Source organism: Fulvivirga kasyanovii (assembly GCF_009711405.1).
Taxonomy (GTDB): Bacteria; Bacteroidota; Bacteroidia; order Cytophagales; family Cyclobacteriaceae; genus Fulvivirga; species Fulvivirga kasyanovii.
Genome location: NZ_SMLW01000584.1, coordinates 1 through 23,322, shown reverse-complemented (window position 1 = coordinate 23,322; position 23,322 = coordinate 1). Strand labels below are relative to the sequence as shown.

At 41.8% G+C, this 23,322-nt stretch carries 17 protein-coding genes; 6 read left to right on the top strand and 11 right to left on the bottom strand.

Annotated features, from left to right (window positions below):
• Positions 1-55 precede the first annotated feature (55 nt).
• The 10 genes from E1163_RS16330 to E1163_RS16285 all read right to left on the bottom strand — a co-directional run bounded on the left by E1163_RS16330 (position 56) and on the right by E1163_RS16285 (position 15,173).
• Entirely contained in the window at positions 56-1,147 is a 1,092-nt protein-coding gene (locus E1163_RS16330) for a hypothetical protein (RefSeq protein WP_155173528.1), read from the bottom strand.
• A gap of 59 nt (positions 1,148-1,206) precedes the next feature.
• On the bottom strand, positions 1,207-1,881 hold the full coding sequence (locus E1163_RS16325) for a DUF1266 domain-containing protein (RefSeq protein WP_155173527.1): 675 nt from the start codon (positions 1,879-1,881) through the stop codon (positions 1,207-1,209).
• Positions 1,882-1,895: 14 nt separating this feature from the next.
• Positions 1,896-4,013, bottom strand: a complete 2,118-nt coding sequence (locus tag E1163_RS16320) for a tetratricopeptide repeat protein (RefSeq protein WP_155173526.1) — start codon at positions 4,011-4,013, stop codon at positions 1,896-1,898.
• Positions 4,013-5,698, bottom strand: a complete 1,686-nt coding sequence (locus E1163_RS16315) for a molecular chaperone HscC (RefSeq protein ID WP_185156114.1) — start codon at positions 5,696-5,698, stop codon at positions 4,013-4,015. Before E1163_RS16315 ends, E1163_RS16320 begins: the two co-directional genes overlap by 1 nt.
• Positions 5,699-5,855: 157 nt before the next feature.
• Complete coding sequence (locus tag E1163_RS16310) at positions 5,856-7,790, bottom strand: T9SS type A sorting domain-containing protein (protein ID WP_185156113.1); 1,935 nt, start codon at positions 7,788-7,790, stop codon at positions 5,856-5,858.
• Between the two features lie 82 nt (positions 7,791-7,872).
• Positions 7,873-9,105, bottom strand: a complete 1,233-nt coding sequence (locus tag E1163_RS16305; RefSeq protein ID WP_155173523.1) for an outer membrane protein assembly factor BamB family protein — start codon at positions 9,103-9,105, stop codon at positions 7,873-7,875.
• A 171-nt stretch (positions 9,106-9,276) separates the two neighbouring features.
• On the bottom strand, positions 9,277-10,086 hold the full coding sequence (locus E1163_RS16300) for a helix-turn-helix transcriptional regulator (RefSeq protein WP_155173522.1): 810 nt from the start codon (positions 10,084-10,086) through the stop codon (positions 9,277-9,279).
• Positions 10,087-10,358: 272 nt separating this feature from the next.
• A complete protein-coding gene (locus tag E1163_RS16295) occupies positions 10,359-11,903 on the bottom strand; it encodes an ankyrin repeat domain-containing protein (protein ID WP_155173521.1) in 1,545 nt (514 codons plus the stop codon).
• Between the two features lie 279 nt (positions 11,904-12,182).
• Entirely contained in the window at positions 12,183-14,777 is a 2,595-nt protein-coding gene (locus E1163_RS16290) for a DUF4132 domain-containing protein (protein ID WP_155173520.1), read from the bottom strand.
• Between the two features lie 3 nt (positions 14,778-14,780).
• Entirely contained in the window at positions 14,781-15,173 is a 393-nt protein-coding gene (locus E1163_RS16285) for a hypothetical protein (RefSeq protein WP_155173519.1), read from the bottom strand.
• A gap of 213 nt (positions 15,174-15,386) precedes the next feature.
• Here E1163_RS16285 and E1163_RS16280 point away from each other — a divergent pair, with 213 nt between their 5' ends.
• From E1163_RS16280 to E1163_RS16260, 5 genes are all read left to right on the top strand, one after another.
• A complete protein-coding gene (locus E1163_RS16280) occupies positions 15,387-16,730 on the top strand; it encodes an OmpA family protein (protein WP_155173518.1) in 1,344 nt (447 codons plus the stop codon).
• A 175-nt stretch (positions 16,731-16,905) separates the two neighbouring features.
• Entirely contained in the window at positions 16,906-17,757 is an 852-nt protein-coding gene (locus E1163_RS16275; protein ID WP_155173517.1) for a hypothetical protein, read from the top strand.
• Between the two features lie 329 nt (positions 17,758-18,086).
• Positions 18,087-20,171 (top strand): DUF4132 domain-containing protein, encoded by a 2,085-nt coding sequence (locus E1163_RS16270; RefSeq protein ID WP_155173516.1) that lies wholly within the window; start codon positions 18,087-18,089, stop codon positions 20,169-20,171.
• Positions 20,171-20,506, top strand: a complete 336-nt coding sequence (locus E1163_RS16265) for a nucleotidyltransferase family protein (protein ID WP_155173515.1) — start codon at positions 20,171-20,173, stop codon at positions 20,504-20,506. Before E1163_RS16270 ends, E1163_RS16265 begins: the two co-directional genes overlap by 1 nt.
• A complete protein-coding gene (locus E1163_RS16260; RefSeq protein ID WP_246223728.1) occupies positions 20,475-20,840 on the top strand; it encodes a DUF7677 family protein in 366 nt (121 codons plus the stop codon). The genes E1163_RS16265 and E1163_RS16260 overlap by 32 nt, the downstream gene beginning before the upstream one ends.
• Before the next feature lie 189 nt (positions 20,841-21,029).
• Here the strand turns inward: E1163_RS16260 and E1163_RS30605 are convergent, their stop codons facing one another.
• Positions 21,030-21,923 carry a LysR family transcriptional regulator gene (locus E1163_RS30605; RefSeq protein ID WP_185156112.1) on the bottom strand — a complete coding sequence of 298 codons (894 nt, stop codon included), beginning with the start codon at positions 21,921-21,923 and terminating at the stop codon, positions 21,030-21,032.
• Positions 21,924-22,021: 98 nt separating this feature from the next.
• On the opposite strand from E1163_RS30605, the gene E1163_RS16250 reads away from it, so the two are divergent.
• On the top strand, positions 22,022-23,038 hold the full coding sequence (locus tag E1163_RS16250; RefSeq protein WP_155173513.1) for a zinc-dependent alcohol dehydrogenase family protein: 1,017 nt from the start codon (positions 22,022-22,024) through the stop codon (positions 23,036-23,038).
• Positions 23,039-23,322: the final 284 nt, after the last annotated feature.

Here is a 23,322-nt window from a genome sequence, read left to right as displayed (position 1 = left end):
CACGCTTGCATGCAAACGCCCCCAAACAGAGGTTCCCTGAAGCCTATTAGATTTCTTACAGTGACTTACCCTCAGGCAGGCTGCTTCTCATTTCAATATCATCAATAGCATACCACTCTTCATGTTTGTCGTCATTAGGGTAAGACCTGAAGAAGTCATTCCCTCCGATGGCTACAACATTAAACTTTCTTCCTCCTTCACTTTCATTGCCCATCCATGGCATTTTGATGTTTTTGAAGATCAACTGGTCATCAAGCCACTGTACAATGATGCCATCCATGGCTCCTGGGGCTGAATTCATCTGAATAAAGAACTCTACTTTATGCCAAACATTACCATAAACATCGTCGTGTGAAACGATCCCTGACAATACTTCCCCGGTTACGAGGCTTTTCAGCGTTACCTCATTGTCATTGTTACCATCTCCATCCAAGTCGCGTATATTGTTATCAAAATTGAGATTGATGTCCCCATTATGAATATTTCTGGGCAGATCCACCAGCTTGGGATTGGTTTGGAAATAGTTGGTCTCCTGAGGGTGCCCGCGAAATGCCAGAAAGTTTCTTTGCCCGTAATCATTGTGATTATAATCCCATATCAGGATCGGGGCATTGTACCGGTCAGGCCCATAACCAAAAAAGTCCCCCTCTTCATCCCAACTTGATATTCTAAAAAGTTTGGTTTGCCCTGCCGGAGTAAAATTATCAGAAAAACGGATCCAGAACCGCACATATAGCTTTTCGTGCCCCTCTTCAAAGTACTTGGCCAGTATGCCGTCGGAGTTCCAGTTGTTCCATTCCATTTTGTATGATTCGCGCCACCCCACAAATGACTTTCCCGAACCTCCCCGGGCTTTATCCGCATTGGATGATAATATCTCAAAGGCATCATGATGGTTTGAGAAACCTGTTGATGGTGACCAGACATCCTCACCGTTCCTGCGATGTGTCCAACAGTTCAGACTCAGGGTTTCAGAGCTGGTATAGTCCGGCTGATCATCAAAGTTTTCCTGAAATAATATGCCGTCGGCGACCGGCTCAGGCTCAGGATCAGGGTCAGCATCATTGTCATCCTTACAAGCCGAGACAAACGGTATAATAAAAAGTAAGGCTGTTACAGATCTTAAAATTGTTTTATACAAATACATATCATTAGTTAGTTTGGTGAATTTACAAACAGGTAAGGTTTAGGGCTTTACACCACTTTTTAGGGATCCTGCAACAGCAGGTTCCACTCGAGTTGGTTCCAGGGATGGTTTGTGTCCAGGGTTATTTTTCTTAGAGTGGTGTACATATTGTTACAAAAGGGCTTGCTCAGATTTTGTACTGCCCAGTAAGCCCTACCCACTGCATAACTCAAGCCGAAGTGATCCCAACCGGTAAACTGCGGTTGCACTTTTTTACCCCACTGCAGCAATAGTTCCCAGATTTCTTCTTCCTCAGTGATAATTCCCAGATACCATGCATCCCGGATCAGATGTGCAGCACGTCCGGCATCCCATGCATAGATGCCACAATTATGCAATGCCATGTGGTGTGTATTGACCAGACGTACTTTGCTTTTATAGGTTTCATCGTCAATACTTGCCAGTGCTTTCTCGCATTGCTCTTCATGGATATGGCCCCATTGTCGAGCCATATCCATGTACCCTCTGCTATGGCCGCCATTATCCAAAAAAGCGAGTGAGTCTTTTAATGTTTCCCTGTCATGAATGCCCCAGTCACGTTTGAGGGATACGCGCCCTTCATTTATACGTGCTTCATCATCTGGTTCATCGAGTAATAATTCTTTAACATAATAACCATTTTGAACTGCCAGCATGCTGCCTAGCGAAACCAGCCATAGCTTTTGCCCTGTCAATTCACGTTGTCTATTTTCCATGTAGAAATGCTTTTTTAGTGACTAAAAAGTTTACCCTGGCTGTTGTAATCATGCTCCAATTGTTTGCGCTCTTCGTCATACTCATCACCCATTTGCTTGAGTAAAAGCAAGAAAAGATCACAATATTGTTTGTATTCCAACTCTCTGATGTTCTCTAAAGTGCTAATGAGTTCTAATAAAAACCGGGGAACTGAGGGAGGCAGGTGCATGCAGTTATCCATCAAAACGCACAAAGGAGTATGAGCAAAGTTTGATTTTGTATGCTCATTTCCTTTGATTTTAGCGAGCCATTCAATCGTTTTTTCGGCATTTCCCAACTTACTATAACAAATGATCAGGCGTGACGCGAGATTGTACTCGTCTCGGGGGCTTGCGTTCAGCCCAAGGGTAAACTCCAGGCGATTGATGGCCATATCATACTGCTTGGTGTAGAAGTAGGCCATTCCCAACCTGAAGTTCAATAAATAATCTGCATAATCTAACGGGCGCGCTATTTCATAACTTTTTATAGCTTCTTCATCTTTGTTTGCTTTATACATCAGGCTGCCCCGCAGATAGTGGTAACGCCCATTGTTTGGTGCAAGAGAGGTGGCCAGATCAACAAAATACAGTGCCTTGGCTTTGCTGTCCGCCTCTTGTTGTCTATCAACTTTGAGTAAGCCGGGCATGCGTGTATAGATAAGAGCCACCACATAAGCATATTCAGCATTGGACCGGGCGGCTTCGCATAGTTTGCTGAGTTCTGGCCCTACGATCTTGCGAAACTGATTTGGCCCAAGGTCAAGCTCGCAACACAAGATGTATTCTGCTGCCAAATCCACAATGTTTTCCTGCCGCAACCGGGCACTTTGGATCAGGTAATAAAATTCGTGACCTGCATCTACATAGTTGCCCAACTTTGAATAGCATTTGGCCAGTAACGGATTACTTTGGTTTTCCAGATAGTACTTCATTGGCTTTATTATGGCCATGCATTCGTTGTAAAGGCCTACATCAAACAGCAATTGCCCCAGTTGGAGACCTTTCTCCCCATCAGTATTTCCCTTGAGCTCTTCAATCTTTTGTCTTTGGATTTCACTGAGTTTTTGACGAACCTCAAAATCGTGCGGGCGCTGATCTACCAATTGCAGTAAAAGCTCCATAGCTGCCTCTTGTTCTCCGAGTCCGGCAAGGGATAGTGCAATACCCTTGCTGGTGGTAGCCGGTATTTCACTGCAAAGCCGGGCATGGTGCTGATAGTGTTGAAGTGCTTCTTTATAAAGTCTCTGCCTGTAGAAGCACTCGCCCAACAATGCAAAAGCATCACCTCCCACTTGTGCGGCTTTATCACTGTCCAGCAACTGGTGCACCTGCTCCAAAGCGCCATACCCCAGACAGTATCTGGCTATATAAAGTCTGAGTTCATGATCTTCCTTTATACTGTCCTGGTAGGTTTTTAGCAACTCATCGGGCGGTAGATACCTGAAAATGATGCTATCCTCAACCATGCGCCTGGTTTGTAAAAATTCCAGGTGGGCCTGCGAGTCGGAAGGCAGGATTTCAGGCTTTGGGTAAGCCAGGCGCTGCAGGCCACTATGCAGGTAATAATAAAGATACTGAGCCTGCCGGAAGTATTCCCGCGATTCGAAACGGATAAATTCCTCGACAAACCTGAAATGTAAGGCAAAGGCAGTTAAAACTTCATCTGGCAGCAGGTTATTGGCACACACAAATGACACCACGTGGTCTTCAAAAGCCCGGGCATGATCGAGCTCAAAGGAAACAGGGCTATTAAAAAGGGCTTCCCAATTTTCCTTTCTATGGCGCCTGTCCACATCATGGTACAATTGTGTCAAAGCCTGATCCAACACAGTGATGGAAGTAATTTCTTCAACACTGACTACTGCAGGTATCGTTTCATTCCCCAGCGGTTCTTCGTCTTCCTTTACAGTATCGGGCTCCTGCTTTGGAGGATGGCTGGCATCCTTTAAAAAACGTGATTCGGTGAGGGCATCTTCATAGGCTTTACGCAATTGCCTGAACCCTTCGGGGTCTTCATCCGGCCTGCATAGCTTTAACAGCTCTGTGTAAGCTATTTTTATGCCGCGCTTATTGGTGGTCGGCTCTATCCCCAGCTTGCTCCAACAATCCATTATATTTCTAATTCTCTGGTTTTAAAATAATGCAATTCTTCTTCTACATACTTAAAGGCTTCCTCTACCTTCCTTTTATTATGAGTTGCCAACACCTCTTTAAAATGTCTCAACAGAAAGCCGATATATTCACGATTTTGTCCGGTATATTCTTCAAACAGTCGCTCGAGTCGGGCTATCATTTCACGGTTTCGCTGCTGATCGCACGGCAAAATTTTCAAATGCTTTAGCTGCTCAAAGCGCTTCCCGGTGGTTCTTTCCGTATGGGCTTCACCATCTTTGATGTAGGCCCTTTCGCGTTTGTCAGTGCCCGGAATGCTTACTTCTACTTCCAGGGTGCCGTCCAGGTCGTAAGTATAGGTGAGCAGTATCCTGCGCTTTTCGGGGTCATCGGGCAGATCAATATCCAGCCGGCCCAGAAATAAATTATGCTGGGGGTCAAAGGACTCTCCCTGATACACCTGAATAGTGACCCCGGTCTGATCGGGATGTGCGGGTACTAAGGGACGGGACTCACTCACCGGAATGGTGCTGTTGCGCTCTATCAAGGGTAAAAATTCTTCACCCATAGCACCTCTGCCCACTATGGCCACTCCCAGTGTATACGGGCAGACATCGGTCATAATGATCTCACTAACAGCATTTTCCTTGCCCAGCAGTGCAGCTTGTATGGCACAGCCTTTGGCTATTGCCTCATCAGGGTGGTAATCGCTTCGGGGAATGCTTTTAAACAAGCGACTCGTCAAGGTGCGAAATAGCTGCATCCGTGTGGCTCCTCCAACCAGTATGACCCCCGTGATGGAAGAGGTGGCCAGATCTGCATCGGAGAGCACACGGATAACAGGCTGTTTAATTCGATGAAGCAGCTTTTCGCATATTTCTTCAAACGTCGAAAGGTCGAGTTGATATTCAAAGGCTGCTTCGGATAGATTAATGGAAATACCGGTACTAAGTTTTTCGGATAGCTGATATTTTACGGATTCCGCAGCTTTGTAGAGTTTGTTTTTATCCTGCCTGCTCAGGGTAGCAATGTCCAACCGGTGCCTTTCTGTAATGTGTTGTACTATGGCTTCAGTAAAATCCTTGCCTCCCAGGTAATTGTCTCCTGCCGAGGCATGGATCTCAAAGATACCGTTGAATACTTCCAGCAAGGACACATCAAAGGTTCCTCCACCAAGGTCAAGCACTATGTAATGGGCCTCTTCACTTTGGCGACCATCTACACCGAAAGCAAGAGCGGCAGCCGTAGGTTCATTGAGCAGGCGTATCGAAGTAAATCCGGCCAGTGTTGCGGCTTGTTTGGTAGCTTCACGTTGTTTGTTATTGAAGTATGCCGGAACAGAAATACACACTTCGTTTATTTCCTGATTCAAGTGCTCCTCTGCATCGGATTTGAGGCTCTTAAGTACAAAGGAAGACAGGTCGGTAGCATCAAATGTATGATCACCAAGGGTGAATGTCTTATTCGTACCCATAAACCTCTTAAACTCACTGACAGTAACATCAGGATGTGTGATCAGCCGGTGTTTGGCACTTGTCCCAACCAGAATGGTGCCGTCATCATCTACGCTGACCACGGAGGGAGTGAGCACTTGCCCACTGGCATTGCTCACCAGACATGGTTGGCCGTCGTCAAAATAACTTACCAGGCTATGGGTGGTACCCAGGTCTATTCCAAGGATCATATTTTGCATTTTAAAGGCAGAGCAGATGCCTGAGTTTCATTATTTGATAGTCACTACGTATATCAGTGTTATTAAGAAAGTTTGCACATGAAGCTTCGATAACCATGGGTGCTAATAAAAGGAAAATGACATCAGAATTACTATTCCACAAAAGCATCTACCAGACAATCAGTTTTTGGTTGAGCAGACGATTATCCATTGTTGTGAACACTAAGTGATATATTCCACTTGACAAATCCAGAAAGACCTGATTTTCAGGAGCTTCTATGGTTTTTACCAATTGTCCCATAGAGTTGAATATACTCAGTTGTGCAAGCTTATCACCTGATTTTATCTGAATATAGTCACTAGTCGGATTCGGGTAAATCATAAAATCAGGTGAATTAGTGTTATCAACTTGGGAAACAATTTCAGGGGTAGATTCATAAGCACCAATGCCAGGGGTATCGCCCCTGAATAGCAAGTTCAGGTCACGCGTAATTGGAGCGTAGGCAGGAGGATCTACCTCGAATACAAGAGTTGATGTGCCCGCATCAATTGCCGGGCTGGTTGCTTGTAATTCGAAATTAAGTGAGGCAGGGCTGGCAAATAAGGGGTTCGAATCGTTTACATTGTCCGAGTCTACAGGACAGCCAGTACAAGGGGAATAGCTTCCAATTCCGTAATACAAATTATTAGATAGTGAGACAACAGATTCGTCATCAATATATGTATAATGATTCCCTGTTGGCCCGGGGAAATCAGGTGACATATGGACGATATTATTCTTTATGTATGTGCTCGTTACATGGGGTCTTATCCTAAACCCAATGTAGCCGGAATTGTATAGTGTATTATTATAAAAGCGTACATGCCCGGCAGCATTATGCATCATAGCCGGAGCATAGGCAACATGGGAATCCGTGTCGTCATATGTGCCGCAATTGATAAATACATTGTTATAGACATAGGTAGGTTCAGGTTCTTCTTCTCCCTCATCATAGCTAAGGTCATATACGTTAATTGCGGTAGCCCGCTGGGCGCTACAATCAACAATGTTATTGAAAACAAAATGAGCATCCAAAATCTGCCCTGTGGCACAACGATCTCCCTGATGGTTAATTGAAATAATTGGGCCCCGTCCAAAATCATTATCGTAAAAGTGATTCCACCCCAATTCAGTCCCTCCGTTATCAGAACACCCTGAGAAATATACCCCGTGGTCAAATCTATTTTGACTGTTACCTCCATGAATAGCGTTTCCAAGTAAAATATTTCTATCCCCCTTCGTTACTACAATTCCTGTTCCTGCACCGTGCCAGTTTTTCAACCCAACAACATCATTACCAATAAACCTGTGAAAATCTCCATGCATGGCGGCACCCATCCATTCAGAATCAATACTAAAACCTGAATAGACCATATAGTTGTTATCAAATTTTACCGCATTGTTATGATTAACACTATAAGAGTTTACAGTAAATTTGGGGCTCTCGCCAGGATATGCCAATAGTGCAATGGGTAATGAAGCGGTGCCGCTTTGTTCGCTGTTTCTTATCCAAATGACTGAATTTCCTCCGTTATATTCCCCATCATAGATTTTTGAATCTCTAAAATAATAGATGTCTCCTGGTGCCATGTTGTCTATCCAATTGTAATTGGCAGTAGATACTTCGTAGGGATTATTTAGTGTGCCCGTTCCTCCTGGGTTTGATTCAGTAATAAAATAAATAGTACCAGGTCGAATGGTAAAAGGTAAAGGATTTGACTCTACTCCGTCAACCGTAACTGTTATTTCTCCCAAACCATCAATCATTGAGTCATTGAGCCAAAAAGTTATTCTTTGAAAAAATTGAGTTGGCCAATGCTCTCCCCAAACGGCATAATCGGCTTCAACTTTAAGGTCTACCCCATTGACAGTTACAAAGGATGAGCCCCTGGTAGTACCAAAGCCATGTCCCCAGATGGTCACTGAAGCTCCTTTGTCAGGTTCGGTCGTACTCCAACCGTTCTTTGGACCAGATTCTATATCCGAGAATAAAAGTACCGGTCCGTTAGCAAAACAGGCCATTGAGCCTAATAAGAAAAATATTAAAAATACTATTTTTTTCATGTGTTTAAAGTTTCCGGCTTTTAGGCCTTTGAGCTTAAGGAGTCGTTTTATGTTTGATGCTGAAAAATTGACCACGATTTTGTCAAGGTTTAAAAACCCCATTCTGAGCTACTACAATAGGTGCGATCCGGGCAAAAGGATAATAAGGCTCTTCATTCTGCCAGATTATTTCTCCGGTTGCGGCATCCAGACATAAAATACTTCCGCCGGTACTATTGTCAATATTATTAAAGCCTGGGAAAATTAAGCGGCCGTTGGCATAGGTCATGAGTGCCCTGATTGTGATATTTTCATTTTTCCATATTTGCTCCCCTGTCTCAAGCGAAACGGCAAAAGGGCGTCCTCTTAGCTGTGAATTCTCATCGGCCTCCTGATAGAAACCAAAAACAAAGTTGCCGGCCACATTCGGGCTCACATCTACGGCATCATTGTAACCTGTCTCTACTTCCCATATCAGCTCACCGCTTCTTTTATCCAGACAATACAGTTTTGCATAGAATGGGCTGTCTTCAATAGCACCGTTAAAGAGGATTTTGTCCCCTGCCACCACCGGCTTGCTGGTACCCTCATGTTTCCATGTTGGGAAGCTCCATATCAACTCTCCGTCCTCCAGGCTACGCGCTTCAAAGTTCTCTCCCGGCACATACACAATATCATCTGATACTACTACTGTCTGCCCTTTGACTCCTTCACCTTCCAAAGGCACTACCCATTGAAGTTTCCCGGTTTGGTTGTTCAGGCACACCAGGTAGTTATCTTCCAGGCCCGACAATGTTCCATACAGCAGGTAATCCCCGTATAATGCGGGCTTTCCGTACATGTTTTTATAGTAGTCCGACTCAACTTTAAAGTCAAACTGCCATATCGTGTTGCCTGTTGTGGCATCAAGTGCCATCATAATACCGCGCAGACCTGCCACAAAAATCTTATTATCATAAAAAACCGGGTGGGTCTTATGGATTGAGCTTTTATTAAAATCCGGCAAACCTTTCTTCCAGAGTAACTGACCTGACTGTGCCTCAAAAGCATATAAACCATTGCTTTCCGACACGGCGTATAAAATACCGTTGTGGTATTCCAGTACATTTTCCACATAGTTATTCTCTGCCAGGGAAGCCAGCAGGCGGCTTTCACCCGTGGCAGGGTCAAGCGCATAAATATGTTCCTGCATCGAGGTGTAAACCATCTGGTTTAGCGAGTGATCTGCCTCCAGACCACCCTTATCTACCCCCAACCCCTCATCATCATTATTACAAGAAGTAAACCATACCAACGAACAGACAACTGATAGAAGCCTAAATAATCTATGCATCATAAAATTGATTATAGTTTAGTGGGTCAGCCATTAAAAAATGAAGGCAACATATGCAGTAGCCATCAAACCATCAGCGAATAGAATTAACATTATCATGCCGATGCCCAACCCTCTTGGGAATGCAATTTCTATCTTCCGGCTGTTAAAAAATTGTATATTTTTAACACATGATCAGAATACAGAAAAATCGACTGTGGCGTGGATGATAAGCGGTCTTTCGTTTTTAAATAATTTCAAATATTCAGACGGGGACATACCCATAAAGTATTTGAATTCCTTCACAAAGTGTGGCTGGTCAAAATATCCGGCATTATAACCTATCTCCGTAAGGTTGTCTTCGGTTCGTAATACGGCATCAAAAGACTTTCTAAACCTTAGGAGGCGTTCAAACTTTTTAGGCGGTATGCCCACAATTTTGGTAAAGGCCCTGTTCAACGTCATGTAGTTGGTATCGGTAAGCTGGCAAAACTCTTCTATGGAGTTCTTGGACATGTCGGATATAAATCCTTTGTAAAACCTCTTAATAAGCTCTATTTTCTGTTCTCTTTTAGGGTTATGAAGCACATTGAGCAAGCTCATGCAATGTTTTATTGCCTCTCTCTCATCTTCTGAGTTGCATATTTTATCTATCAATTGCCGGCACTCCGACTCAGGGACAAAAGGTATGATGGCATCAGCAATTTCCCTTCCTTCTACTCCTCCGAACGGATACCAGCCGAAACCATAAAACCGTATCCCTAATAGTTTGGATCTGGGAGGCAGTTTCAAATGCACTGGTTTTTGCAGCACACCTTCTACCATGGGTGTTGTGTAGAGGTTGCCATTTAGTATAAACCCCTCTTTATTGAGAGGGATCAAAAGATCAACATACTGTGTGGGTGGAATAAGCATATTGTATTCTGAACCTTCCATTTCCGCAACCCAAATGCGTTCCAGGGAGTCTTTAAACTGCTGAGGTTTGTATGAACGTAGGAAGGGCATATAATTCGTGTATCAAATGAACCCGCGATTTTTCGCCTTAATAACTGGATTTCGCCGGATCAAATTACCGTTAACAGTATTTTTTAAATTGAAAATAAAGTCAATGATACAGAATACACAACAATAATTCTAGAATTTTCTTGTTAAAATCCATTTATACATAAATCATATCTGATTTTATGCATGAAATGAATAGCAGAGAAAGCCGGTAAGAAAGTAGCCTACAAAATAGTTGATTGACCTATAAAGGAATGTAGAGGTTGGTAATTTTATTATTCAAATAGCTTTTCAAGCTCCGGATGATACTTTTTAGCCATATCAAGAGCTGTTTCTCCATATTTGTTTTTTACATCAGGGTTTGCTCCTGAGGCCAGAAGGTATTCAACAACTGCCTTATGACCTCTCAGGGTAGCACGATGAAGTGGGGTGGATCCTGCATAATCTCCTATACCAGAATTTGCTCCTGCATCAATTAAAGCTTTTACTATTTCCAAATCCCCTTCCCGTGAGGCTTTCAAAAGCGCAGTTCCGTATTTATCTTCATCATCAGGATTCGCCCCTGAGGCCAATAGATACTCAACAATGGTTTTATGGCCTCTTGATACAGCACTATTAAGAGCTGTAGTCCCAAAACTATTTTCAATATTAAGGTCTGCTCCTGCGGCAACCAACGCTTTTACAACTTCCAAATGGCCCTCCTGCGAGGCCCCTACCAGAGCGGTAGAACCGCAGGATCTTTGAACATTTATCTTTGCCCCTGCCTCTAATAAAACCCGTACCGTCCTGGTGTGTCCCTTATAGGCAGCCACATAAAGCGGCGATTCGTTGCTAAACCCATTCTTGTTGATATCCGCCCCTGATTCGATAAGATATTTCACAACCTGCTCATGACCGTTGTAAGAGGCAACATAAGCAGGCGTATATTGATCTTCATCCCCTTTGTTTATATCCGCACCTGCGGCAACCAGACTTTTTACTGTTTCCAAATACCCACTCTGCGACGCTGCGAATAGTGGCGTTTCCTTCTCGGAATCAGGGTAATCTATGGTAGCGCCGGCAGCAATCAGATATCTCGCTATTTCTGTACGATCATTGTAAGATGCCACGTGCAGGGCGGTTTGCTGTAAGTCATTTGCCTTATCCACGGATGCTCCCGAGGCAATAAGCAGCTTTACGATATTTAGGTTATCATTCAAAGTGGCTATGTGCAAAGGGATATTCTTGCAAAAAATATATGAAGAACTGGCACAAGTCAAACTATCACCATCCACGTAAGCCCCTGCGGCAATAAGTTGTTTTGCAATCTCATAGTATCCTTTTTTACAGGCTAAGTTGAGAGGGGGCCACGTTTCCGCATTGGATCTATTTACATCGGATTTTGCAGAGATCAGTAGTTCAACCATTTCTAAATAGTTTCTATCGATAGCACATCCAAGTGCTGTATACCCTCTGGTGTTATCCATGTTTACATCGGCCCCTGCCTTAATGAGTAATCGCGCGATGGTAACATCATTTTTAATTGCAGCTATATGTAGGGGAGTAAGCCCCTTCAGGTTTTGATGATCTATGTCTGCCCCTGAAGCCAATAGTTGCATAACCACATCTGCATGACCATAAGTGGATGCCCAATGCAGAGCATTCATGCCTTGATCGTCTACGAAATTTAGATTAGAAGGCTTTTTGATCAGCTCCCTGATGACGTTAAGGTCAGGCTTCTCTTTTTTGATCTCATTGATTAATGGAGCATTGCCTGACTTTTGTGCAAAAGTGTAGGTAAAGAAGCTGAGAATGCACATGAACAAAGTAGCGACTCTCATGACTTGATGTTATCAAATATCAGATTATTCATTTTGGCTGCAAATATTAACTTTTAGATGCTTGAAAACTTGTATATTTTTAACACTTCACTCTCATTACAGGATTATTATCTGAAAGTGTCTTCTGTTTTGAAGCGCCACTTCCTACAGATGATCCTGATTGGACAAGGCTTTACCAAACTTTCAGAAGCTTAGTAAAGCCTTTATTTGATCTGCTAGCTGCTATCCTAAATTAATTTGATCCGCCCATTGGAAACCTAACCTGCTACGGCGCCCATATCACCTCTTCAACTGGCTTAAAATTGTAGGGTCTGTGATTTTATCATCATCTGCCAAAAGGAAAGCCTTGCTGATGATAAGGGAAAGCCCGCGATCACCTTCAAAGGGAAGAAAGACATTTTTAGTCTCAGTTTTCGGGCTGGATGCCGGCACTATGCACAGGTACTGATCATTGGGTTCCATCAAAATATTGGTACTGCCAATATGGATTTTGTATTCCCGGACCTTGCCTTTTACGCGCAAAAATTTCCCATCAATCTCGGCTACATTCTTGATTTTCAGCCTTGGCACAATCTTTTCAAGTACCTGTTTTCTCGTTTTGGCCATCTCATTCAGGTCACCAAACGAATACTGCTGCCAGTAATCACCGTATTGACGCACACGTTCTCCCCCTGAATCCTGCCAGGCAGGATCGTTACCCACACTCGCCACACCTACAAACAGGTCGGCATCACGCATCACTTCCGACAACACTATTTTCGGAACATCGATCAAATCTTTGGTCTGCCCTTCATCGTCCACAAATTTTATCTGGTCGGTAGCCACATAATCCCATATGCCGGCATCATTGAAGGCGGAATCCATATACACTTCATTGATCCAGTACTCCGCCCTCAGTCCCCAGGTTGGCAATGACAGCGTGGCAATTTCATTGTCTCGCCCGTCGTCATAGGCTCCCAATAGCTGATACTTCCAGTTTCTGATGCCTGTCAGTGAATTAAACTGGTGCTGCTTGAGCAAGTGGGCAGCCATACGATTGCTATATGATTTGGTATTGACTTCCGCATCGGTCAGCAGATAGATTTCCCTGTATGCCTGCTTGATGGGCTGCTGCCATCGCAGCTCTTCTAACCTGCTTCTCCATTGCAGGACTGATTCAGTAGAATCAAAAATCGGATGCCATAAAGCAATCTTTGCATCATTAGATGCGGCAATCTCCTTTCCGTCTATAGTCTGCCATTTCCCATCTATAAAAACAGCGCTTTGACTCTCCTCACCATTTTTAATGATCCATATCAGCTTCCGTACAATAAATGACACCAATCCGTGATAGAGATAATACCTTTCAAAATGCTCATACTCCCATGTCCGGTCGAGAATAAACGAACGGTCTATCCTGTCCCGCTGTGCAGTAGTGTACTTTTGGATGTTCTTTGTTTCGTTCTTGACTTTGGTGAGCCGCTGCTTTAGTCTTGCCGATTGCTTCACAAATGACGGAACAGACTTCTGCTCCTTTCCATCTGGCTTAAGCCATGTCAATGCTGTTTTCCCTACGCCTGCTACTTCAACAACAAGTTTGTAATCATCAAATTCAATCTCTTTTTTACCCTCAGATAAACCGAAGTCAGGGATTGAAATTTCTTCTATTTCTTCTGCCGTAATACCAAGTTTGGACGAAGCCTCATCAAGATACTTTTGAATAAGCTTTTTGGTATTGTTCTGCGTGATCTTCAGCTTTAGCCGGGATAACTGGCTCACGCCTGTCAGGCCTTTGCTGTTGGCCAGTACATAAATGGCTGCATTTCCCAAACCTGCTGCAGCAGGCCCTACCCCAGGGATCTTTTTGAAAGCACGCTCCGTCAAATCCCCCAGCAGCGACAGTGTTTTGCTGTCATGAAACTGCACCAGCGACCACACCATGCCCTTGAGGATTACAGTGTTTTTTTCTTCCAGAAATGTCCAGGTAGAGTAAGTGTACTCCCTTCCGTTGTACCTATGGGTATGGGGTGTTTCTTCAGCTTTCAATTGCGAAACAAAACTGAGGCATTCTGAAGCAAACGCTTTGAATTTGGTGTTGCCGATGTCAGCTACAATTGCCCTGCTGGCAGTAAGGTATTTTTTAGTAGGCTTACCTCCAGTAGCTGTCAATGCATGGTAGAAAAACTGGTGCCAGTATTGGGCCTCTTCCTCATCCATAGCAGCAACCTTCTGGTTTACAAAAGGCCCGAATTTATCCTGCTCGCTCAGGTGGTATGGAGGAGCTACAAGTTTGGAATCACTGTTTTCAAAGAGCAGGGTTTCCAGTTTCGTTTTTGCCTTCTGTACATCTGAGCCCCAATAGCCTCGCTGGCTGTCGAAATGTGACCATTTCAAAGCTCCCTCAAGGTAAGTCCTTAGCGAGTCCGACAATCCATTGGCCTTGATATGTTTCTCTATCTGGTTAATTGTAAAACCAATGGGCCAATGGGTGAAGGTAAAGTAGTTTGAAGTGTTCTTTTTGAAAAGATCCATTAACCCGGTCAAATGATCCTCTGAAAAAGCAATTTTTGTTCTTAGAAGTGCACTGAGAATGTTCTCCCTAAGATTATTGATATTGCGCCTTTCTTCAAGCTTTTTCCGGTTGTCAACTCCTCTTGTATCGTTAATCTCCTTAAAAATGACCTCAGGAAGATATAATATCAGTTTGATCTTAAACTCATCGCTGTTGTTTTTGATCTTATTATAAGTAGCACAATCTGACAATTTTAATGTGCCATAAAAATACCGGTTGTACTCTTTTGCTTCCAGGTACAAATCCCGGATCATGGGTTCAAAACCATCAGGATCATTGTCAGGTGCCGCTTTCACTATTTTATTAAACCAGTTTTTAAGCATCTTTTACCCTCCGATTAATGGTGTCAACTTCAAAAAACTAATGGAAGTATTTTCATTCACCAGTACTTCCTGCTCAAGGTCCTCGCACTGGGTATCATCTACCAAAATGAAGAAGCCGTTGGACTGAAAAGCTTCCAGGGCAATGTAAACCTGCTTTTCGGCATCTACTTTTTTCCGGTTTTTCATCTTATAACCATTCAGTGTCTGCTCGGCATCAGAAGGTTTTACAAGACCATTGTAGTATTCCGGAAGCCGGTCATTATAAGCATCTACCTCGGCTGTTACACGCGAAGCGATCAGGTCTTTGACCTTTATACTTTCACGATCAATCCGGATCTTAATTTCATTGAGAATGTCACCACCAATGGTTTCATCTTTAATAGTAATAAAGTGCATATCTGGAATAGATTAAATATCAATAAACCTCCAATTAATGACAAAGCATTATGAATTGCAACTGCTAATAGGACAAACGGTACAACGTCAACATCACAAACCTTACCTCAACTATATTTCCATGACCAATATTAATTTATATCAAAATAGAGACAAAACTATTTCTTAAAAAATAATTAATTGTATTTTATGGCCTATTAAACCGCGAGACAAATGAAAACCAAACTACTTTTAGCCGGCATAGCTATGCTTTTTCTGGCCAACTCCATATTTGCTTATGAGCTTATTCAGCCCCATGAGGCCGGTTCATTAAAAATTCTTACCGAGAACATTAAGCCAGGTCAGCAATTCAAGGTTAGCATAAATGCTGCCGGCACTATGGACGAACGGGCTTGGGTCGGCATTTTCAAGACCAACCTGGACCAAAATAACCCTTCAGGCTACTATTCATATAACTATGTGAATGCACACCAAAATAATGAACTGGAAATGACAGCCCCACCACAAAGCGGAGAATATGAGCTAAGGCTTTATTCATCAGACCCGGGCAAGTTTGTCAGCGCTGCAAAGTTGGTAGTAAATGCCATTACACCGGATGAATATACCCTTACTATACTCTCAGAAGAAATAAAACCTTCGCAGGAGTTTAAAGTTGGCGTGAAGACAACCTACACTATGGATGCTCACTCGTGGGTAGGCATCTTCAAATCAACAGCCGATCCTGCAAGCTCGTTGCAATATGAATCATACGCTTATGTTTCAAACCCTCATGAGGCCACCCTTTCCCTGACCGCACCTGGTCAAACCGGTAATTACGAGTTAAGGTTTTACCCGGCCGAACATGGAGAGTTGATCACCCGGGTACCTTTTAGTGTAGGCCAACCGGACTTGAAGGGCATCAGCTTTTCTTTGAATAAGAAGGCTTTTGAGGCCGGAGAGGAGATAATTATTAACTATGTAGGCCATGAAAACTTAGCAGAAAGCGCCTGGATTGGCATATTCAAAAATGACAAAAACAAGTACAACCAATATCTTGACTATCAATACCTGAACCCTAAGCTAAAAGGACAGTTTAAATTAAGGGCTCCCGCAAGCAAAGGTGAGTACCATGCCAGAATGTTTTATGCCGAAACAGGCCCTGACCTTTTGGAGCCTGTACCGTTTACAGTAACCACATCATTAGACAAGACAACTATCAAAGAAACATTAGATCAAAAGGGCAAAATAACGCTATACGGCATATATTTCAATACCGACAAAAGCAATGTCAGGCCTGAGTCCTATCCGTTGATCGAAGAAATCGCTAAAATGCTCAATGAAGACCCCTCCATCAAAATTGCAGTAGAAGGGCATACCGATGCTCAAGGTGATGACAGTTACAACCTCAGTCTTTCACAAAAACGAGCCGAAGAGGTAACCAGAATTTTAACTACCGAATATAAGGTCAAAACCTCCCAACTGGAATCCAAAGGATATGGAGAAACCATGCCGGTAGGTGACAACAAAACTGAGGAAGGAAGAGCGAAAAACAGGCGGGTGGAATTGAGGAAGTTGTAGGGGATATTGTAAATTACCTGCGTAATAGTTAAAACGTATGGCTAATCAACTTGTGAAAAAATCATTAATACAACTTTTGCTAATACTAACTCCTCTTTACGGTGTGTGTCAATTGGAACCACAGCAGAACTATGAAGACATAAATATGGAAAAGCAGCTAAAATCTCTTAAGATTATGCTGTATCGAAGTGAGGACACCACAAATACTGAGGGCAGGCTACTATTCAGTAAAACTTTTAACAAAGAAGGTAAACTTGCAGAAAAATACTATTATATATTTTGGGATGTAGTTTCATATGATTACACCACCACTTATCAATATAACGAGGATGGCCAGATCATCGAAGAAACTAAAATTCAAAGGGTATTAAATTTAGGTAAGCGGGATGAGAAGTATATTAATGCTTTGGGAGATGACCCGATAAACGAAAAGATTTTCTATTTCTATGATGTTAACAAACGATTGGGAAAAAAAACCAAATATATATTTGGACGTGAGGGCTTTGATGAATCACAAAAGCCCACGGTGATATGCGAGTACTTTTATGATAGAGCCGGCCAGTTGATTAAGGAAACCAGCGAAACTGCTAATGGCCGAGTCATTTTTGAAAACTACCTGCTGGAATATCGTTATGATGGAAAAGGACAGTTGATTAAAAAACATAAAACCTTTACAACCGACAAACATAACAAATTGCCAACCCGACTTACTGAGTACAAATACAATGGAAACGGCCACTTAATTGAAGAAGTTGTTATGGACAATCAAAACTCATCTAACAGCCACCATCTAAAATTTGAGTATAACAGGGCAGGTAAGAAGTTAAAAACATACAGCTATGATAACAGTAAGAATGTGTGGGCTTTAACTCAATCATTTAGCTATGACAAAAATGGCAGGCTTATTTTAGGTGATGATGAAACTACTTTTGACTTCTATGAAAATGGCCTCATCAAGCAAGAGCTTTGGAAGAGTGAAAACAGTGATGAGGTTGTAAATTTTATAACCAAATATGAGTTTTATTGAGTTGGATTAGTCGGGTGAGAGACAAAAAACAGTTACCTATAGGAATTAACTGTTGACCAATTGCTCTGAATAAGAATATACACAGCAGTTAATCAGTAAATGAAAAATTTGCTGAATACTTTTCTAGTCTGCTTCAGCCATAAGGCAGCGCTTAATGACAACAAATGATCGCTAAAAAAACTGGTCTTGAAAAGCAATTCGATATTGAGTTCGGATTCGTCCTAATTATCAATTGTGGTCAAGTCACTTCTCCAGAAGAAGAAATTTCTGTTCAATACCATATGGAATTGAACTTTGTTAAACTTACTCCACTAATTCTCTAATATCATATGTTCGATAAGTTTATTAAAAAATTCATCAGTTCGCCTAAGAACAACGAATCTAAGCCTGCTAACGATGCTAATCAGGCAGACCCGGTACTCACATTCCTAAACTCGAATTATGAGATTACCAGCGATTGGTTTGAGTTATTCACTCATTTTATTTTGTTGGACCAACACAATAAGATGCCAACCAAAGAGTGGTATACGGAAGCAGAATCCTTGATTGAGAAAGTAGGAAAAGATGAGTTCATGAAGATTGGCATTCAATGGATTAAGGACTGCATTGAAAAAAGCAAAGAAGACCAAAGACGCTTCAAGCACCTGGGTCCTATGGCTGCGAATGATCCTATGCAGGAAAATCTAGGTGTAACATATGGAAACACACCGGATTGGGTAAGAAAAGTGTATGGAGAAGATGCATTTGAAGGAGGATTTTTCAAACTGCAACAATATTTTGCGCTGAATCATTTTCAAAATTATTTCTATCAATCTCTTGGCGGCAGAATTATGAGAGGGTTCATTCAATCAGCGGTTATTCTGAAAGACCCACAATTGTTAGAATTAGTTGATCTTCTAGCGTTAACCAACCCTAACTCATCCCAGGACCCGATTCACATTTACAGCCAGTTCGAACCAGAAATCAGTGTCTCCAAGCTCACAAACCTTAAAGCAAAGGCAAAAAACAAGAATATCCTTAAAAGAATCGATAAAGCAATCGCTGAAGTTGGCAAAAAATCCGGATTATCAAAGGCTGAAATTGAGGAATCTGTTATTCCAGATTATGGAATAAATGATCAGGGAGAATATATATTTCAATTTGGTGCCATAAAAGGTGTGTTTGTCATTAAAAACCTGAAAGACAATGAAACCTTCTACGTACTGCAAAATGGCAAAAAGCAAAAAACAGCGCCTGCAGAACTTAAAGACAATTATCCTGATCAATTAAAAGAATTCAAAAAGAAGATTAAGGAGATTAAAACTTCGTTAAGTTCTCAACGAGTGAGAATCGAAGAATTTTTTCTCACCTCGCATAGCATACCTTATAAAACCTTTGTTAAAAATTATATTACGCATAATCTGATTAGGATATTATCGAAAGATCTCATCTGGAACTTTAAATCAGACGACAAAAATGTTAACTTACTTTTCCATAACGGTCAGTTTGTTGATTCTAATGGTGATCCTTTTCTAGAAAATTTAGATGAATGCTCAGTAACCTTATGGCATCCTATAGGGTTTGAAAGTGACTACATATTAAGTTGGAGATCATTCTTAATTAAGAATGAAATTCTCCAGGCTTTTAAACAGGCCTTCCGTGAGATTTACATTATTACAGATGCCGAGCTTAACACCGAAAGCTACTCAAACCGATTTGCAAGTCACATTTTGAATAAAGACCATGTGGCAGCATTATGCAAAGTTCGAGGTTGGTCACCAAGTGGAATTATCAATAATGGTAAGGTGACTTATAGAATCCCTGGAACTGATTATAAGGCTGAGTATTGGGTTAGCGATCTGTATTTAGGTGAACATTCAAAGACTTACGGTTCAGCCCATATTTCTACAGATCAGGTAAGATTCTACAAGAAAAAAGATCAATTGCCTCTAAGTGAAGTACCTGCTTTAATTTTCTCGGAGGTCATGCGTGATATTGATCTGTTTGTAGGCGTGACAAGTATTGGGAATGACCCGGAATGGCACGACAGAGGCGGTGAAGGAGCGCAAGGCTATTGGTCAAATTACACCAACGGAGAACTGACAGAACGCTCTAAAATCAGAGCAGAAATACTTAAAAACCTAATTCCTAAAATGAAAATTGCTAATAAGTGTTCATTTGACGGGAAGTACTTAAAGGTTAAAGGTGAAGTTCGAAATTATAAGATCCATATGGGAAGCGGTAATATACTCATGGAACCAAATGATCAGTATTTATGCATTGTACCTGACAGATCATCTTCCAAATTAAAAAAAGTATTTATACCGTTCGAAGGAGATAATATGCTTTCAATTGTGATTTCAAAGGCACTCTTATTGGCAGAAGATGATAAGATCAAAGACCCTACTATTACGCGTCAAATATCAATGAAGTGATGGATCCATTTCTGTTAAAACATATTGATGAAATTCAGCTTGAATGTCAGAAAAATGGTGTTAGCAAACTTTATGCTTTCGGATCTGTAGTAGATGGAAGGTTCAAACCAGGGAAAAGTGATATTGATTTATTAGTTGAATTTGACAGTAATGAAGTCTCACAAAGAGATCAGGCTAAATGCATGTTGAGGTTATGGATAAATCTTCAAAACTTACTTAACAGCAAAGTAGACCTGGTTTCTAAAGGTACAGTTAATGGAAAATTCTTCAAGAAATATTTAGAACTGTATAAAGAGTTAATATTTGAAAAGGAAGGAAACTATGAAATTAAGTAATTCATTTAGTGGAGCACTTAGAACTTTTGCATATTTTCTATCTAGTGGGACTCATTACCAACTGGAAGGAATTGATTATTTAAAATTGTATGGAGAAGAACCAAGCGCTATTGAAATGGCCTTTGCTATATATGCTAATGTCATTGAATTAGATGAGGAGGGAAATGTATTGAATGCAAAATATGCTGAAAAGAGGGCAGTTGATTCAATACGAGCATATTGTGACCCATCATTCGAAGTTGAACCTCCTTATGAGCAATGGGAAATTGATTTGCACTCAGCTCCACCAATGAAAGATAATATAAAAAATAACAGTTGTCAACACTGCATATAGCCTGTGGTGGAAGAAAAGGTAATTCAGGCTTTTCGCCCTTTATAAAACTTCACCTCGTTAGAGGTGCCTTTAAAGTCATCATAAGTCACCTCTTGTCTATTTCAGGGGAAGAATATCTGTTTTGCAAAGATGCCTTTCTATTTATGTATGGGACACTGTAGACCTAACCTAACGCCAGGGCCGCCAAACCTATAAAAAGAAGGGTTCAAGTGCGGTTTGCAGGAGCGTTAGCTCATATAAAAATGAGGACTTCTTTTTGTAAACCCAATAGCCCCTGATTTCCGGTTTTAAGGCGTTCGGAAACAGGATCTTTAACTTGCCGTCTTCTACTTCTTTTTGGCATAAGTACGCCGGAAGGACGCCTAAGCCACTCCCTTCTTCCAAAGCCAATGAGACATCTTTTCCTGAAGGGAATACATATTTGGCTAAAATAGTAGGGTTCATTCTAAAATTATCCCTCCAGTATTCAGTAATGTACTTCAGCTCGTTTCCATGCGCATACCAGGTTTGGTCACTCATCCATTGAATGACTTCCTTCATATTGTCGCTGGTAATGTCTGTAATTGCAGGAAGAGGTAAAGTCGGAGAAGCAACAAGAACCAGGTACTCTTTAAATATCAACTTGTACTCATGATCGCTACTCGATGGTTTCCGATCGGAAATCAGCAGGTGAATTTGCTCCTTCTCCAATTGGTCAAGCAATTCGGCTTCTTCACCAGACTTGAATGTCAGATACATGTTCATTTTCCTGATTTCCCGTAGAAAGGGATGCCTGAAGATATCACCTGTTGAGCCAATCACCAACGCCGGACAATTTTTGTTGCACTCCCTCTTAAATGTTTGTTCCGCCTTCTCCAGCCCATCAAGATGCCCAATTAATTGAGTATACAGCATTTTGCCATATTCTGTAGGCAGCATCTTGCGCGAGGTTCTGTCAAAGAGCTTTTTACCGACATGTGCTTCCAACGCATTCAAATGTTTGCTGACACCGGGTTGCGTCATGAACAGCTTTTCAGCAGCCAAAGTAAGGCTACTATTTTCATAAATGTACTTGAAAGTTCGAAACCATTCTAAGCTTACCATAACTTGAGTTATAACAAACGCAAATTTAAGTAATTATTATTATAACACATACCAACTTACCTTTGTCGAACAAAAATGTTCAATGAATCTAATTAAGAATGAATAGAAAAATAGTATTCCATGAAACTGGCAACTCTCAGGTTTTAAAGTTGTCAGAAGAAAAGATTCCCGTACCAGGTCAGGGAGAGGTGGTTGTTGCTATGAAAGCCGTTGGTTTGAACCGTGCTGACAATTTGTTTCACAATGGGTTTTATCTTGTGACACCACATTTCCCAAGCTCATTGGGAATAGAAGGAGCGGGAGTTGTTCATGATACGGCAAAAGATGTCACGGAATTTAGGAAGGGTGAAGTGGTTTCAATATTACCAAATTTTGATTTGAGAAATTACGGTGTTCTGGGCGACTATGCTTTGGTTCCCGCTGGTTCGCTTATGAAGCTCCCGGATAATTTCTCGATGGTAGACGGCGCTTCGGTGTGGATGCCTTACTTTACCGCTTATGCAGGCTTGGTACTCAAAGGAGATTTGAAGCGAAGAAAAGCTCCTTTTGTGGTGATCTCCGCCGCGAGTTCTTCGGTGGGCCTTGCGGCTATACAAGTGGCCAAAAGATACCATGCGACAGTGATAGCCACCACACGAACTTCTGATAAAAAGTCATTCTTACTTGAAAATGGCGCAGATTATGTGATTGCAACCGCCGAGGAAAACTTGGGTGAAGAGATTATGAAAATCACCAACAACAGAGGTTTTGACATTGCCCTTGATGCTGTAGCAGGGTCCTTTGTTAATCAATTGGTAATGGCGGCTGCGCCAGAAGCTTCCATTGTCATTTACGGAGCCCTGTCATTGGAAGAGACTCCCTATCCGCTGCTACAGGCAACCGCCAAAGGACTAAACATCTCCTCGCTCCATGTAGATGTAAACTTGTTGAAACACCCACCCCGATTAGAAGAAGCCAAAAATGATATTATCAGTGGTTTCGGAGAGGGTATTTATAACCAGAAAATAGATAAATCATTTTCATTTGAAAATTTTAGGGAGGCTTTTGAATACCTGGAAAAAGGCGACCTTAAGGGAAAAATAATCATCGAAAACTTTCAAACGTCCGAACATTAGGGATGCTTACATATAATTTATTTACAAGGAATTTGAATAAACGTTAAGGAAAAGGATTCTTTCATGTATAAGTTTATTTCAAATGGCTACATCTAGCAAGTCTGTTTTAGACGGCGTTAAAGCTTATTGATTATTTGGTAGAAGGGAACTATAAAAGTATCAGGCTCAATGCTCCTGGGGGATGATGGTGGTTGTGGAGAATGTGAAGTTGGCGGCTGGTGGGTAAAGCCGGACTACTAAAATTTATGCGTATGTCGCAATTCACTCTTTGAAAGAGATTAAAA